The 15,725-nt window shown below is 67.6% G+C and carries 14 protein-coding genes; all 14 read right to left on the reverse strand.

The annotated features are described in order from the left end of the window. Positions 1 to 22 precede the first annotated feature (22 nt). A complete protein-coding gene (locus HUA76_RS38675) occupies positions 23 to 850 on the reverse strand; it encodes an LpxI family protein (RefSeq protein ID WP_174458859.1) in 828 nt (275 codons plus the stop codon). A 9-nt stretch (positions 851 to 859) separates the two neighbouring features. Next, positions 860 to 1,636 carry an acyl-ACP--UDP-N-acetylglucosamine O-acyltransferase gene (gene lpxA / locus HUA76_RS38680; protein WP_174463721.1) on the reverse strand — a complete coding sequence of 259 codons (777 nt, stop codon included), beginning with the start codon at positions 1,634 to 1,636 and terminating at the stop codon, positions 860 to 862. A 29-nt stretch (positions 1,637 to 1,665) separates the two neighbouring features. Then, positions 1,666 to 2,133, reverse strand: a complete 468-nt coding sequence (gene fabZ / locus HUA76_RS38685) for a 3-hydroxyacyl-ACP dehydratase FabZ (protein WP_141648302.1) — start codon at positions 2,131 to 2,133, stop codon at positions 1,666 to 1,668. Continuing rightward, positions 2,133 to 3,197 (reverse strand): UDP-3-O-(3-hydroxymyristoyl)glucosamine N-acyltransferase, encoded by a 1,065-nt coding sequence (lpxD, locus tag HUA76_RS38690; protein ID WP_141648301.1) that lies wholly within the window; start codon positions 3,195 to 3,197, stop codon positions 2,133 to 2,135. Before lpxD ends, fabZ begins: the two co-directional genes overlap by 1 nt. Before the next feature lie 10 nt (positions 3,198 to 3,207). Further along, positions 3,208 to 3,768 carry an OmpH family outer membrane protein gene (locus tag HUA76_RS38695; protein ID WP_141648300.1) on the reverse strand — a complete coding sequence of 187 codons (561 nt, stop codon included), beginning with the start codon at positions 3,766 to 3,768 and terminating at the stop codon, positions 3,208 to 3,210. 103 nt (positions 3,769 to 3,871) lie between these two features. Beyond that, positions 3,872 to 6,340 (reverse strand): outer membrane protein assembly factor BamA, encoded by a 2,469-nt coding sequence (bamA, locus tag HUA76_RS38700; protein WP_254614766.1) that lies wholly within the window; start codon positions 6,338 to 6,340, stop codon positions 3,872 to 3,874. A gap of 76 nt (positions 6,341 to 6,416) precedes the next feature. Next, positions 6,417 to 7,091, reverse strand: coding sequence for an ABC transporter ATP-binding protein (locus HUA76_RS38705; RefSeq protein WP_141647327.1), 675 nt, complete (start codon positions 7,089 to 7,091; stop codon positions 6,417 to 6,419). A gap of 2 nt (positions 7,092 to 7,093) precedes the next feature. Then, positions 7,094 to 9,487, reverse strand: coding sequence for an ABC transporter permease (locus HUA76_RS38710; RefSeq protein ID WP_174458861.1), 2,394 nt, complete (start codon positions 9,485 to 9,487; stop codon positions 7,094 to 7,096). Between the two features lie 12 nt (positions 9,488 to 9,499). Continuing rightward, complete coding sequence (gene lysS / locus HUA76_RS38715) at positions 9,500 to 11,032, reverse strand: lysine--tRNA ligase (protein ID WP_174458862.1); 1,533 nt, start codon at positions 11,030 to 11,032, stop codon at positions 9,500 to 9,502. 73 nt (positions 11,033 to 11,105) lie between these two features. Further along, positions 11,106 to 11,489: an anti-sigma factor gene (locus tag HUA76_RS38720; protein WP_141647330.1), complete on the reverse strand. Its 384-nt coding sequence runs from the start codon at positions 11,487 to 11,489 to the stop codon at positions 11,106 to 11,108. Then, on the reverse strand, positions 11,486 to 12,112 hold the full coding sequence (locus HUA76_RS38725) for an RNA polymerase sigma factor (protein ID WP_141647331.1): 627 nt from the start codon (positions 12,110 to 12,112) through the stop codon (positions 11,486 to 11,488). Before HUA76_RS38725 ends, HUA76_RS38720 begins: the two co-directional genes overlap by 4 nt. A gap of 125 nt (positions 12,113 to 12,237) precedes the next feature. Then, positions 12,238 to 13,360, reverse strand: a protein-coding gene (gene prfB, locus HUA76_RS38730) for a peptide chain release factor 2 (RefSeq protein ID WP_246137653.1) whose coding sequence is annotated in 2 segments (ribosomal slippage) — positions 12,238 to 13,290 and positions 13,292 to 13,360 — 1,122 coding nt in all. Because the reading frame shifts where the segments join, the coding sequence is not laid out codon by codon here. A 69-nt stretch (positions 13,361 to 13,429) separates the two neighbouring features. After that, positions 13,430 to 14,758 (reverse strand): DUF4105 domain-containing protein, encoded by a 1,329-nt coding sequence (locus tag HUA76_RS38735; RefSeq protein WP_174458863.1) that lies wholly within the window; start codon positions 14,756 to 14,758, stop codon positions 13,430 to 13,432. Positions 14,759 to 14,857: 99 nt separating this feature from the next. Next, the gene (gene ybeY / locus HUA76_RS38740; protein WP_141647334.1) at positions 14,858 to 15,715 is read right to left on the reverse strand and encodes an rRNA maturation RNase YbeY; all 858 of its coding nucleotides are present in this window, start codon (positions 15,713 to 15,715) and stop codon (positions 14,858 to 14,860) included. Between the last annotated feature and the right edge of the window lie 10 nt (positions 15,716 to 15,725).

Below are 15,725 nucleotides of genomic sequence, written 5' to 3' on the forward strand. Positions count from 1 at the left end.
TACCCGCTCTTCTGAGCCCGGCTCAGGGCACGCCGACGAGGGTGATGCCCGCGGCCCGCGCGCCCGCGAAGAGCTCCGGCGCGTCCAGCAGGACGGTGCGCCCCGCCTCCAGCGCCAGCACCTTCGCGCCCACTTCCTTCATCACTTCCAGCGTGCGGGGCCCGGCGGCGGGCAAATCAAAGCGCAGGTCCTGCTGCGGCTTGCAGCGCTTCACCACCACCGCGCCCGCACCACCCAGCAGACGACCTCCGCGACGGATGGCCTCGTCGGTGCCTTCCACGGCCTCCAGCGCCAGGACATGGCCCTGGTGCACCACCACCGTCTGGCCCACGTCCGCCTGCCCCAGCAGCACGGCGACCTCGCGCCCGAGCGCGACGTCCTGCTCCTGCGTCGCACTCAGGGGCGGTCCCGCCAGGTGTCCCGCTGGGCACAGCACCTCTCCCAGGAAGTCCGTGGGGGCGATGATGGTGATGCCGCGCGACTCGAAGTCCGCGGCCACCGCGCGCAGGAGCGCGTCATCCCGGAAGCTGCGCAGGCGGGAGATGATGCGCATGGCGCCCAGGTCCGGACGCGCGTCCTTCAGCGCCTTCACCCGGCCGATGCCGCCCGCCATGGCCGCCTGCTTCACGGCCGCGGCCTGGAAGGCCTTCTGGATGCGGTTCACCTGCCCCACGCGCACCCAGGTGAGCGAGGCGACCTCGGAGGCCAGCGCCGGGTCCGTCTCTCCCCGGTGCGCCACGGCCACCACCTCCAGGCCCCGAGCCCGCGCCGCGCGCGCGAAGAGGAGCGGAAGCTGGCCGTTGCCCGCGATGAGACCAATCTTGTCGACGACGGGAGGCTCGCGCTCCATGTCCACGGACTAGCGCGTCAGCCCGCGCTTGCTCCGCGCGATGAAGTCCACGAGGTGGTCGACCTCGGGGTGGCCCGCCAGCTCCGTGCGCAGCCGCGCCAGCGCTTCCTGGAGCCCCAGCTTGGAGCGGAACAGGATGCGGTGGGCTTCCTTGATGCGCTCGATCTGCTCCTTGGAGAAGCCGCCGCGCTCCAGGCCCACGGTGTTCAGGCCCACCAGCTCCGCCCGGTCCCCCTGCGCCGTGGCATACGGGGGAATGTCCATGGTCACCATGGCGCCGCCGGAGATGAAGGCGAACCTGCCCAGGCGGGTGAACTGGTGCACCGCCGCCAGGCCGCTGATGATGACGTGGTCTTCCATCGTCACGTGGCCCGCGAGCGCGGACCCGTTGCCGATGCGACAGCCGTCTCCCACGATGCAGTCGTGGGCCACATGGCTGTTGGCCATGAAGAGGTTGCCGTTGCCGACCCGCGTCGCCCCGCCGCCGCCCGCCGTGCCCTTGTGCAGGGTGACGAACTCGCGAATCGTGTTGTCGTCGCCGAGCGTGAGCTCGGTGTCCTCACCCGCGTACTTCAAGTCCTGCGGGTCCGCTCCCACCGAGGAGAACTGGAAGATGCGGTTGCGCGCGCCGAGCGTGGTGCGGCCCTCGATGACGACGTGGGGCCCCACGCGGGAGCCCTCGCCAATCGTCACCTGGGGACCAATGACCGAGAAGGGTCCCACCTCGACCGTGTCGTGCAGACGCGCATCGGGATGAACCACCGCGGAGGGATGAACCTGAGCCATGTCGTTTCCTCTGCCTCGCCAGCTCGCGGTCAGGACGCCGCGCCCTCTGCCGCTCCAGCGTCCTTGTTCTTGTCCACCACGGTGGCCAGGAACTCGCCTTCGGCGACCTTCACTCCATCCACGGTCGCCGTGCCCTTCGTCTTCCACACGGCGCCCTTGTGTCGCAGCACCTCGATGAGGAGCTGCAGCCTGTCTCCCGGCACCACCGGCTTGCGGAAGCGCGCCCCGTCCACGCCCATCAGGTAGGTCACCTTCTGGGTCGGGTCCATGTTCTCGCTCTTATACGCAAGGATGGCCGAAGCCTGGGCGAGCGCCTCCAGGATGAGCACACCCGGCATCACCGGGTGCCCCGGGAAGTGACCGTTGAAGAAGGGCTCGTTGATGGTGACGTTCTTGTAGGCCGTGATCTTCTGGCCCGGAACAATCTCCACCACCCGGTCAATCAGGAGGAACGGATACCGATGCGGCAGCAGGTTCTGGATTTCTCCGATGTCCATCACTCCCCCTTCGCCTTCTCGAGCTGCTCCACCCTGCGGCGCAGGGCCCGCATTTCCTTGAGCAAGTCCGCGACCTGCCCCGACGCCGCGCTGGCACGCAGCCACTCGCGGTGGGCAATCGCCGGACTGCCACTCACCACCTGACCATCCGGGACGTCATGGGCCACGCCGGACTGGGCGCCGACCTTGGCCAGGTCACCCACGCGGATATGGCCCACCACGCCCACCTGCCCGGCCAGCACCACGCCGGTGCCAATCTCCGCCGAGCCAGACACGCCCGCCTGCGCGCAGATGAGCGACATGGGCCCCACGCGCACGTTGTGGGCGATCTGCACCAGGTTGTCGAGCTTGCTGCCTCGCCCCACCACCGTCTCGCCCACCGTCGCGCGGTCGATGCAGGTGCAGGCGCCCACTTCGACGTCGTCCTCGATGCGGACGTTGCCGACCTGGGGAATCTTGAAGTGCTCGGGCCCCTCTTCGCCCTCGGGATTGAAGGCGAAGCCAAAGCCGTCCGCGCCCACCACGCTCGCCGCATGGAGGATGACGCGGGAGCCGATGACACAGCGCTCGCGCACCGTGACGTTGGGATGCAGGACGCTGTCCTCTCCCACCGTGGCGTGCTCCCCCAGATAGGCACCGGGATACAGCACGCTGCGCGCGCCCACCCGGGCGCCCGCTTCCACGCACGCGCCCGCCAACACCGTGGCCTCCGGATGGACGGTGGCCTCCGGATGGACCCACGCGCCAGGACGGATGCCGGGCGCGGGGCGGGTGGCCGGATGGAACAATCGCAGCAGCTTCGCGTAGGCGAGGTGCGGGTTGGACACACGCACCAGCGAAAGACCCTCGCGGGGCGGGGCGTCACCGCCGACCAGCACGGCCGAAGCCTTGGAGGCCTCGAACTGGCGGCGGTAGCGCGTGTTTCCGTAGAAGGACACGTCTCCCGGGCCGGCTTCTTCAAGCCCGTTGAGTCCGTGGATGAGCTGCTCAGGGTCACCGAGAAGCTCTCCCCCGACATGGGCGGCGAGCTCCCCGAGCCGTCGGGGTGCGGGGGAGGTCTTCACGTGGAGCCGATTACTTCGTCGGGGCGTCCTTCGCCGCCGTCGTCTTCGTCGTCTTCGAGCCGTTGTAGGCGCGAATCACTTCGTTGGAGATGTCGTACTGGGCCTTGGCGAAGACGATGCCCGAGTCACGCTTGTCCAACACCATGCCCAGGTCGTCCCGCTGGGCGATGGACGCCACCACCTGGTCGATCTTGTTGATGATGGGCTCCATCTCCTGGCGCTCCTTGGTGGCGGCCTCGCCGCGGCTCTTCTCCCACTTCTGGGCGAGCACCATCACCTTGCGCTGCAGGTCCGCTTCCTTCTGGGCGCGGACGTCGGGAGTCATCGCGCTGGACTGCTTGTCCAGCGTCTCCTTCTCCGTGCGCAGAGCGGTCTGCTCCTTGTCGATTTCCTTCTGCTTCTCCTCCAGCCACTTCTGGAGGCGGGCCTTGGCGGCCTTGCCGTCATCCACCTCGAGCAGGACGCGCTGGAGGTCCACGTAGGCGACCTTCAGGTCGGCGGCCGAGGCGGCCACCGGCAGGGCAAGCGACAGGACGGCGGCCATGGCCGCGACAGTGGTGCGAAGCGACATGTTCAACAGCTCCTCAGGGAAGGGTACAGGGTCCGACGTCAGACGCCCGGGCTTGTTCAACCCTTCCCGCCAGGGCGGGGCCGGGACGACGGACGATGGCTTATCAGAAGAAGTTGCCGATAGTGAACTCGAACAGAATCCGGTCGTCTTCCGGCCGCCTGGTCAGCGGGATGCCCCACTCGAAGCGCAGGGGACCAATCGGGCTGAACCAGCGGAAGCCAAAGCCCGCGGAGTGGAAGAGGCCGAGCGGCAGCTTGTCCTGTCGGTCCTGGAAGAACCGTTCGTTCGAGGCGAAAGCATTGCCCGCGTCATAGAAGAGCACGCCGCGCAGGCCGGCCTTCTCGAAGATGGGGAACTCGAGTTCGAAGTTGAAGACGAGCTGCTTGTTGCCGCCGACGAGGAAGTCCGTGACGGTGGCGTCCGGGTTGCTGGAGCGGGGCACCTTCACCGAGGGGCTGATGCTGCGCAGGTAGTAGCCGCGGACGCTGTTGATGCCACCCACGTAGTACAGCTCGGAGATGGGCAGCGGACTGTTCGAATCCAGCTGCTGGATGTAGCCGATGGTGGCGTTCGTCTTGAACACGAAGCCCAGCGGCATCGGGAAGTACAGGCGCGAGTAGGCCGTGTACCGGTTGAAGAGGAACGTGCCGCCCATGAAGTCCGGCGCCAGCTCCACCGAGCCGTAGTGGATGAAGCCGCGCGAGGGGAACAGGCGGTTGTCTCGGCGGTCGAACGACAGCGAGAGCCGGGCCGCGCTGGTGGTGCCGGAGAGGAACTGGTTGGCCAGGAGCACGGCGCCCAGGTTCGAGCCCGCCTCCACGTTCACCCACTCACGGGTGTAGCCGACCGTGCCGAGCAGGTCGTCGATGAACTGGTAGCCGATGGAGATGGTGCCACCGGTGGAGTTGCGGATGAAGCCGTCGTAGTCGGCCTGGACTCGGAAGAACTCCGCGGACAGCAGGTAGTTGGTGTCCAGGAAGTACGGGTCATAGAACGACAGCTGCACCAGGGAGCGCAGGCCGGAGATCTGCGCGGACGCGGAGACGCTCTGGCCCCAGCCCAGGAAGTTGTTCTGGGAGATCTGCGCCGTGAAGATGAAGTTCTCCACGTTGGAGAAGCCGAGGCCGACCTGGAAGGTACCGGTGGCCTTCTCCTTCACCTCCACGTGCAGGACGATGGTGTCGTCCGTGCTGCCCGCGCTCTGAGTGATTTCCACCGTCTCGAAGAAGCCCAGCGCGGTGACGCGCTCCTTGCTGCGGCGCACACCGGTGCCGCTGTAGAGTTCGCCTTCGTACACACGCAGCTCGCGGCGGATGACCTTGTCGCGCGTCTTGCTGTTGCCGACGACGTCGATGCGCTCGATGGTGACCTGGGGGCCCTTCTGCACGTCGAAGGTCAGGTCCACCGTGCGGTTGTCCGCGTTGACGCTGGTGACGGGGTTGATGTTCGCGTACGCGTAGCCCCGGTCGAAGTAGATGTCCGACACGCCGACGATGTCCTGCGACAACTGCGAGCGGTTGAAGCGCTGGCCCGGCGTCGACTTCATCAGCTCGGCCATCTTCTCCTTCGACACGTCGGAGAGCAGGTCGCCAGAGAAGTCGATCTTCCCGATGTCGTAGGGCTCACCCTCGACGATGCGCAGGGTGATGTAGATGTAGCGCTTGTCCGCGGACAGCTGGACGGTGGGCTTGTCGATCTTGACGTTGATGAAACCGCGGTCGTAGTAGGCGATCTGGATGACGGCCAGGTCGCGCTGGAAGGCCTCTTCGCGGTAGGTGCCCTCGCCCGTGAAGAAGGACAAGAAGCCTCCCTCGCGGGTGATCATCGTCTCCTTGAGCACCGACGCGGGGACCTTCTCCGCGCCAATCAAGGTGATCTGCTTCACCATCACCTTGGCGTGCTCGTTGATGATGATGATGACGTCCACGCTGTTGTTAGCGCCGCCCTCGTTGGGCTTGATCTGGTACGTCACCTCCGCGAGGAAGAAGCCCTTCTCCACGTACTTGGCCTGGATCTTCTTCACCGTGCTGCGCACGGTCTCCAGCTCCAGGATGGTGTTGGGCTTGACCTCGATTTCCTCCTTCAGGTCGTCCCGGCTGAGCTCCTCGTTGCCCTTGAGCGTCACCAGGCGGACGATGGGCCGCTCCTCGACGCGGACGACGTAGGCGACGCCGCGCGGAAGCCGCTGCACGAGCAGCTCCACGTTCTGGAAGTACCCCAGGGCCCACACGGCCCGGAGGTCCTCGGCGCTGCGGGCGGACGCCAGGGACTGGCCGACCTTGGTGCGCAACGCGCGGCGGATGGCCTCGGCCTCCACGCGCTTGTTTCCTTCGACGCGAACCTCCACCACCCGGTTGAGGTCATCCTCGGACGCGGGGGCGGCGTCGGCGGGGGCGGCGTCGACAGGGGCGTCCTGAGGACGTTCAGAGGCGGGGGCAGGGGTGCTCGGAACCGGGGCCGCGGAAGGCGCACCCCCGTTCACCTGCGCCTGGACGGAGCCAGGCACGAGCGACCACAGGACGACCGCTAGCAGCGGGAGCAGTGACTTGCGGGACAGAACGGGGTGCCTCAAGGGGAGACCGGCCAGAGAAAGGCGGGGCAATGTACGGGAAGGGGCGCGACGCCCTCAATCCAAAAGCGCGGAGCCATCAAGCCTCCGACACCTGCCCGCCAGCCAGCCGCAGGCGGCGGGGCATGGAACGGGCGAGCGTCTCATTGTGGGTGACGACCACGGCGGTGATGCCCAACTCCCGATTGACGTCTCTCAGGAGCTGGTGGATGCCCTCGCCCGTCGCCGGGTCCAGGTTTCCGGTCGGCTCGTCGGCGAGCAGGACCGCGGGTTTGAGAACCAGGGCGCGGGCCAGGGCCACCCGCTGGGCTTCACCACCGGACAGTTCCCCTGGCCTGTGGTCCACCCGCTGACCCAATCCCACCCGCTCCAGGAGTTCCCGGGCATAACCGTAGGCCCCGGAGCGCTCCCGGCGCTGGATGAGGGCCGGCATGGCCACGTTCTCCAGGGCGGTGAACTCCGGCAGCAGGTAGTGACTCTGGAAGACGAAGCCCATGGTGCGGTTGCGGAACTCGGCGATCTCCGCGTCGTTCATGTCGAACACGGAGCGGCCATCGAAGAAGACCTCGCCGGCGGCGGGGGCGTCCAGGGTGCCCAGCACGTGAAGGAATGTGCTCTTCCCCGCGCCGGAGGCTCCCACCAGCGAGACGAGCTCCCCCTTGCCGATATCGAGCGACACCGCACGCAGCACGTCAATGCGCTTGCCGTGCAGGAAGTAGCTCTTGAAGACGTTGCGGATGGACAACAGCGTCATGGCTACTCCGCCTTGAGCCCTTCCACCGGTTCCACGCTGCTCGCCTTGAGGGCCGGGTAGATGGACGCCAGGTAGGTGACGAGCACCGCGATGACGACAGCCAGCGCGGTCTGCAAAGGTTCGATGCGCACCGGCAGCGCGGGAATGTAATAGACCTCCGGGTCCAGCTTGATGCCGACCTTCTCGATGAAGAGACACCAGGCAAGGCCGGAGAACAGGCCCAGCAGGCCTCCGGCGACGCCAATCTGGAGCCCTTCCGCGAGGAAGATCTTCACGATGCCGCCATCGGGGACACCGAGCGCCTTGAGGACGGAGATCTCCTTGCGCTTCTCCAGCACCAGCATGATGACCGTGGCGACGATGAGGCCCGCGGCGACGATGATGATGATGGAGAGGATGATGCCCATCACCAGCTTCTCCAGGCGCAGCGCGGAGAAGAGGTTCTTGTTCATCTCGCCCCAGTCGCGGGCGCGGTAGGGGTACCCACCGAGCAGCTTCACCACCTGGCCGGAGATACGCCGGGCATCGTCGATGTCGAGCACCTTCAGCTCGATGCCGGACGCGCCCTGGATGTTGAAGAAGTCCTGCGCTTCCTTGAGCAGGATGTAGACGAACTTGGAGTCGTACTCGTACATCCCCGAGTAGAAGACGGCCGCCACGCGGAAGGCCCGGTTCTTGGGGATGGGCCCCGTGGGTCCCAGCTCCGTGCCCAGGGGCGACACCACGTTCACCCGGTCGCCCACGACCACGCGCAGGGACGCGGCCAGTTCGCGGCCGATGACGATGCCGGGCAGCACGGGCGGCTTCGTCGGCTTGCCGGAACGGCGGATGATGTCGTCTCCGCCCTCCTCCCCTGCCCCGCCCCCCTCGGGCGTCTCCGACTCTTCCTCGTCCAGTCCGCGCGAGAGGATCTTCTCCGGCGTGTAGAGGATGTCGAGCGAGCCGTTGCCGAGGATGTTGCGGGGCAGGTCCGTGACCTCGCCCACCGTGGCCGGGTCGATGCCCTTGATGATGACGCCGTCGACGTTGCCCTCGGAGGCAATCATCACCTGGTTGATGATGAACGGCGTCTGCCCAGCGATGCCGGGCACCTTGCGGATGGACTCCATCACCTTGGAGTACTCAGGAAGGTCGCCGGCATACCGCGTCACCACCGCGTGCGCGTTGGTGCCCAGAATCTTCTTCTGGAGGTCCGCCTCGAAGCCGCTCATCACCGACAGGACGATGATGAGGGCCATGACGCCCACGCCCACGCCGCCCACCGACAGCGCGGTCATCATCATGGTGGGCGACTGCTCGCGCAGCTTCAGCGAGTGCAGCGCCTCCGACGCGGCCAACGGGTCCGACAGGCCCAGCGCGCGGATGCGGGTGCGCTCCACCGCGGCCTCGGCGGCGCGGATGATGAAGTACACGAGCAAGGGCGGGATGATGCCGAACATCAGCACCGCCAGCGTCCCCAGCAGCAGCGACGGGCGGAAGACGGCCACGTGGCGGCGGGCGACGAACAGCTCGAAGCCCAGCTTCAGGTCCACGCGCCCACTGCCGGCGGCGACGAAGCCCGTGTTGATGCCCAGCACCAACGCCAGCACCAGGCCGGTGAAGGTCAGCCAGTACGCCAGCTCGGGGCGGCCGAGCAGGCTCGCCACGTACGTCACCTCGCGCAGCCGGTAGCCCAGTTGGAGCTGGAGCCACGGAATCCGCTCCATCAAGGTGAGCAGGAGGGGGACGGGCAGCCCCAGGTAGAGGACGCCGATGGTGGCTTCCGGCAGCGACAGCCGCTGCGCGCGAGACGCCCCCACGAAGCCGGAGATGAAGGCCACCGCGGCGGCAATCACCAGGGAGATGGCGAACGCCCCGGTGGGAGGCAGCGACAGCCCTCCGCCCGAGTCCTTCGCCGCGCTCAGGTCCGAGGAGGGCACGCCACTGGACAGCACCGTCTGGAGGAGGACGAGGACCAGCTCCGCGAGCAGGATGCCGCCGCCGTAGGCCCCCAGCGTGCTCCAGTAGAAGTCCCGGTAGCGCGCCAGACGCGGGTACAGCGGAGCCCCGGCCGCGAGGCTCGGGCCCTCCGTCGTCGCCGGCGCGCGCTGGGTCCCCAGCGCGACCAGTCCCCAGCCCAGCAACCAGATGAGCGTGCCGGAGACGAGCGACCAGGACCCGGCGGGCGGCAGCGAGTCCTTCACCGCGGCATGCACCGGCAGGAGGGAGGCCCCGTTGATGGCCTGGAGCACCCCGCCCCAGCCGAAGAGGGACAACCCCAGCGCGGAGCTCACCTCCGCCCAGGCGCCGGACGCGGAGATGGACCACCCGAGCAGGATGAATCCGACCAGGGCCACGAGGGCCCCGGCCCAGAGGAGAATCCAGCGGTGGACGGTCTGCCGTTCTGCCGAGTGCACTTGGCCTCCTGGCTACTTCGCCAGTGGCTTGAGGAGGGGGAACAGGATGACGTCGCGGATGCTCTGAGAGTCCGTGAACAGCATCGCGAGACGATCAATCCCGATGCCTTCGCCCGCCGTGGGAGGCATGCCGTGCTCGAGTGCCCGGATGTAGTCCTCGTCGTAGTCCATCGTCTCCTGCTGTCCGCGCTGCTTGGCGTCGAGCTGGGCCTGGAAGCGGCCCTTCTGGTCCAGCGGGTCGTTCAGCTCGGAGAAGGCGTTCGCGATTTCCCGCCCCGCCACATACAGCTCGAACCGGTCCGCGATTTCCGGATTCTGGTCGTTCCTGCGGGCCAGCGGGGAGACGGCGGTGGGGAAATGGGTGATGAAGGTGGGATGAATCAGGGTGTGCTCGACGTGGGCCTCGAAGAGGGCGCCCACCAGCTCCCCGTGGTTCATCGTATCAATCGCGCGCCGCTCGGACTCGCCATGCGACGTCTTGAGCAGCTCGTGGCGCAGCTTGTCGGCGTCCGCCATGTCCTTGTCGGAGAGCGTCCCGCCGCCCACGGCCTCGCGGATGGCCTCCACCATGGAGATGCGCTTCCAGCCCTTGCCGAAGTCCAGCACATGCTCGCCGTACTTCACCTTGGTGTCGCCGGTGACGGCCTTGGCCGCCTCGGAGATCATCTCCTCGCTCAGGTCCATCAGGTCCTCGTACGTGGCGTACGCCTGATAGAACTCGAGCATGGTGAACTCGGGGTTGTGCCGGGTGCTGACGCCCTCGTTGCGGAAGTTCCGGTTCACCTCGTAGACGCGCTCCAGGCCGCCCACCACCAGTCGCTTCAGGTACAGCTCTGGAGCGATGCGCATGTACAGGTCGATGTCGAGCGCGTTGTGGTGCGTGGAGAACGGCCGCGCCGCGGCACCCGACACCAGCGGGTGCATCATGGGCGTCTCCACCTCGATGAAGTCACGGCCGTCGAGGAAGGAGCGGATGAAGCGGACGAGCTTGTTGCGCCGGAGGAAGGTCTGCTTCACGTCCGGGTTGGACACGAGGTCCAGGTAGCGCTGGCGGTAGCGGATCTCCACGTCCGTCAGGCCGTGCCACTTCTCCGGCAGGGGCCGCAGGGACTTGGTGAGCGGCGCGAACTTCGTCGCCGCCAGCGTCAGCTCGCCCGTCTTCGAGCGGAACAGCGTGCCGGTGACGCCCAGGAAGTCGCCCAAGTCACACAGCTTGAAGACCTCGTAGCCTTCCGCGAGCGCGTCCTTCTTCATGTGGACCTGGATTTCGCCGGAGCGATCTCTCAGCTTGATGAAGGCGGCCTTGCCAAACGAGCGCATCGCCACGAGCCGACCCGCGACGTCGTAGGAGACGGGGGTCTGCTCCAGTGCTTCGGGGGTGTCATCAGCGTGTTTCGCGAGGATGTCGGCCGCGAGGTGCTGGGGGCGGTGGCCATTGCCGTAAGGGTTGAAGCCGGCCTCACGCCATTTCGCGGCCTTCTCCAGCCGCTGGTCGTAGATTTCCTGCTCCTTCGAGCCCAGTTCGTTGTTCTGGTCGTCAGCCATCGCGCGCCCTTCCAAGAGGCGCGGCACCGTAGCCAAGGCTCCCTCAGGACGCAACGCAACACATCGGGAAGCTTCAGGGGGCCGCCATCAACAGGAAGGCAGCGACCGCCGCGGCCAGCAGCAGGGGAATGAGAATCTCCACTGGAAAGCGGTGCTGCATGTGCGCCATGTGCAGGCCCTTCAGCCCGAAACGACGCTGGCGGCGCACTCGAGTCATCACCAGCGACGCCAGCGCGGGCGGGGCCTTCTCGCGCTCCACGCCCTGGAGACGTCGTACGGTGCGCGAATATCCCTCCCACCCCTGGCGGCACTCGTCGCAGCCGTCCAGGTGCGTACGCACCGCCTGCGCCTGGGGGGCGGGCAGCTCGTCGTCGGCGAGCGCGAAGAAGAGGGCCTTGGCCTCGCGGTGGTTCAGGTGCGGGTCCACGTCCGGGAGTCTGCGATGGAATCCACTCATGGCTCAAGCCGCCCCAGGAGGTTCGCCAGCTTTTCGCGCGCCCGGTGGAGCCGGCTCTTCACCGTGCCCTCGGGCAGCTCGGTAATGTCGACGATTTCGTCGTAGCTCAGCCCTTCGATGTCTCGCAGGGCCACCAGCATGCGTGCGTCGGGCTCGAGCTGGGAGATGGCCCACTGCACCCGGGCCCGCTCACGCGCGGACTCCAGCGCGGCATCCGGTGCGGGCGGAGCTCCAGGCCCGTCCACCCACAGGGTGCTCGTCTCGTCGTACTCCTCCGAGCGGCCCCTGCCTCGACGCTTCAGGTACTTCAGCCGGTTGATGCAGTGGTTCTTGGTGATGCGGAACAGCCAGGTGGACAGCTTCGCGTCCTCGCGGAAGCGGCGGACGTTCTGGTGCACGCTGACGAAGATTTCCTGCACCAGGTCGTGGGCTTCCTCGCGGTCCCCCACCATGCGGACACAGAAGTCGTAGAGCCGGTCCTGATGCGTGCGCACCAGTTGCTCGAAGGCCTCGGGTTCGCCCTGGCGCAGCCGGGCCAGCAGGACCGCGTCCTCGCGCCGTGACGCGGTCGCATCCGCGGCCGGCCCGTCCTGTCCGATTTCGAGCACGCCGCCCGGCGACACCAGTGTCCTCCCGCGACAGCCCCTCCGAGGAGGAAGGGCCACTGCCCCTTCAAGCCTATCCCGTTCCCCTGCCCCACCGCGCCTCCGACAACAAGGCGCGGAAAAAGGTTCCCGGGTGTCGGGGGCTAATCCATCGCCGCGTTGCGGTTGGGGTTCTTCACCCCCAACAACTGCGCGGTAATGAACTCCTCCAGGTCGCCGTCCAGCACCGCGTCCACGTTGCCCGTCTCCACACCGGTGCGCAGGTCCTTCACCATGCGGTAGGGGGCCAGCACGTAGGAGCGGATCTGCGAGCCGAAGGAGATGTCCTTCTTCGCGGCCTCGGCGGCGTCGCGCGCGGCCTCGCGCTTCTTCATCTCCAGCTCGTACAGGCGGCCTCGCAGAATCTTGAAGGCCATTTCCTTGTTGGCCGACTGCGAGCGCTCCGTCTGGGTGGTGACGATGATGCCCGTGGGAAGGTGGCGCAGCTGAGCGGTGGAGGACGTCTTGTTCACCTTCTGTCCACCCGCGCCGCTGCCTCGGATGAACTTCAGCTCGATGTCCTTCTCGGGGAGGTCGATCTGGATGGCGTCATCCACCTCCGGGTAGACGTCCACCGACGCGAAGGCCGTCTGCCGCCGCGCGTTGGCGTCGAACGGGGAGATGCGCACCAGCCGGTGCACGCCCACCTCGGCCTTGAGGTAGCCGTAGGCGAAGTCGCCTTCGATGCGCAGCGAGACGTTCTTGAAGCCCGCCTCCTCGCCCGGCACCTCGTCGCTGATCTCCACCTTCCAGCCCTTCGTCTCGCAGTAGCGCGTGTACATGCGCAACAGCATGGCCGCCCAGTCCATCGAGTCGGTGCCACCGGCGCCGGCGTTGATGTCCATGAAGCAGCTGCTGCGGTCCTGCTCGCCGGACAGCATGCGCGCCAGCTCCAGCTTCGCGACGTCGCCGTCCAGCCCCGCGAGCGAGCCCTCCGCCTCCCGGGCCGTGTCCTCGTCGCTCATCTCCGCCGCCAGCTCCAGCAGCGTCTGCGCGTCGTCCAGCCCGCGCATCACCCTGTCGTAGGAGGCCACGCCCGCCTCCAGCGCGGACTTCTCCTTCAACATCGACTGCGCCTTGGTGTTGTCGTCCCAGAAGGTGGGCAGCGTGCTCTCACGCTCAATCAACGCGATGCGGGACCGCTTGCGGTCCAGGTCAAAGATGCCCCCGGAGCGCCAACACGCGCTCCCGAAGGCCGTTGATCTTCTCCATCGAATCGTTCGCCATGTCTTGTTCTCCGCGGGCGCGCGGTGCCGTCAGCGGCCACCGCGTGGAAGTAGGTTGAAAACGAAAGCGTCAGGGCGTCTTGAGCGGAGCGACGGTGTCGCCACGGTCCGCTGACGCGCGGTGGGTCCCGGTGAAGCGCGCGAGGACACGGTCCAGGCTGAAGGCCCCCGCCATCCCGATGGAGATGGGCAGGATGAGCGCGATGAGCCGCCCGTTGTCCTGGTCGAACGGCGGGAAGAGCTTGAGCAGGATTCCCAGCACCGCCGTCACCGTGAGCACGCCCCAGACCGTGAAGAGCCGGGCTCGCGCCTTCGGGTTGCCCCGCATCAGCGACACACCAAAGGGCACCGCTAGCAGCGTCAGCGGGTTTGCCAGGAACAGGTTCTCGTTCCGGTAGACCACCGTGTGGTCCGTCACCAGCCACATGACGAAGAGCGCCGTGCCTGGAATGCCCAGCACCAGTCCCAGCAGCGCGTTCTCCAGACCGAGCAGCACCCGCGCCAGCCGGCTCCCCCGCTTGCGCTCCCAGGCAGCCAGTCCCAGCGCCCCGCCGCCCAACATCAGGCCCAGCGCGAGAAGCCAGGGGCCCCAGGCGGGCGGCTCGGCGGGGGGACGCGCGCGGTCGGGCGACGCGTAGTAGTTCCAGCTCCTGGCCACCAACGGCCGGGACTGACCATCCGCGCCCTTCAGCTGGAGCGCCGCCACCTGCGTCTCCAACTCGTCCGGGAGGAAGGCTTCCTCCCAGCGGGTGATGGGGTGGTCGATCTCATCGTTCATCATGAAGTCGAGCAGCACGCTCATCGGCGCATTCACCGACGTGTAGCGCCGCGTGTGCTCGCGCAGCGTCATCCGGCCCGGGGCCCGGTCCGCCTCGCGGAGCTGTCCACCCGTGGCCCCGTCAATCATGTCCCGCAGACGCGTGACACAGTTGTCGTTGTAGTGGTGATACAGATATTCGCGATTCTCCGGCAGGACGTTGTCGGCCAGTCTCTTGGCGACCTGCTGTCGCTGCTCCGGAGTGAGGTTCAGCTCCTGGATGCGGACGTCGCGGTCCTCGGCTCGATAGAAACCATAGGTCCTGTCGACGCGCGCCTGCCCGACCCAGAACTCCAGCCGTCCCATCGCGAAGCGAGCGAGCATCGCGTCGTCGAAGGAGAACATCCCGTAGTTGTAGAGGCGCGCCACGCCGAGCCGGCGGTCCTCCACCACCAGCGAGCCATGTCCCCACCACGAGGGCACGTCGTCGCCCGGGCTGAAGGTGGCCAGCGAGATGACGAGGTCCTCGCCCTGGCTCTCCCCCGTTCCCCAGGGAGGCACCAGGTCCGAAGCAGCCGCGCGCGCGGGAGCCGCGAGCAACAGGCCGAGCAGGCAGAGAGCGATGAGCGACAAGCGAGGCATGGCTTTGTCCAACACGCGGGAGGCGGCCTACCTATCATGCACGCCGTCCGACTCAATCGACAGGATGCCGGATTGTCCGCCAGGGGGCCGTGCGAGGCCCTACATCAGGCTGCGGGCCCGGCGGGCCTTCGCGTCCACCTGGAGCGAGTCCGCCACCATGCCGCGCTCCCCCAGAAGCTCTTCCTCCAGCGCCGCCATCCGCTTCGCATCGCGCGGGCGCTCGTGGTCGTGTCCCAGGAGGTGCAGCAGCCCGTGCGCCAGGTAGCGCGCCATCTCCGACTCCAGCGTGCGGCCATACTCCTTCGCCTGTCGCTTCGCCGTGTCCAGGGAGATGACCACGTCGCCCAGCGGGCGCGGACCTGGCGTCCCCCGGGGCTGCTCGCCCGCGGGGAAGCTCAGGACGTCCGTCGCCTTGTCCTTGTCCCGCCAGGTGCGGTTGAGCCGACGGATGGCGCGGTCATCCACCAGCGACAGCGACAGCTCGCAGTGGGCCAGCGACAGGCGCTTCAGGTAGTCCCGGGCCCACGTCGTCAGGAGCCGGCCGAACTCCTTGCCCTGCCCGTGCGCGACCTGCACCGTCACCACGTTCTCCTTCTCCCGGGGCGCCGGCGCTTCCATGTGCGCGCGCTCCGGACGGAAGGCCGGCGCACAGACGGACCAGTAGTCACACGCGCCCTTGCCGTCGTTGCGGTACACCACGCGCTTGCCGCGCGGCACCATGCCCACCTCGCCCGCGGGGATGCGCTCGCGACGGCCCTCCACCACCAGCGTCAGCTCCCCCTTGAGGACGATGACCACCTCGTCGAACTCGGGTCGCTGAGCCGGCTCGGCCCAGCCCGGAGGCGCCAGCATCCGCGCCACGGACGCCGCATCCGTCCCCGTCGTCGCCGCGCCCACGAACTCCTCGATGCGCTTGCCGTCATCCCTCGGGATGACCTTGCCCTTGCGAAGTCTCACGCCGTCACTC

It is taken from the genome of Myxococcus sp. CA056 (assembly GCF_013336715.1).
Lineage (GTDB): Bacteria > Myxococcota > Myxococcia > Myxococcales > Myxococcaceae > Myxococcus > Myxococcus llanfairpwllgwyngyllgogerychwyrndrobwllllantysiliogogogochensis.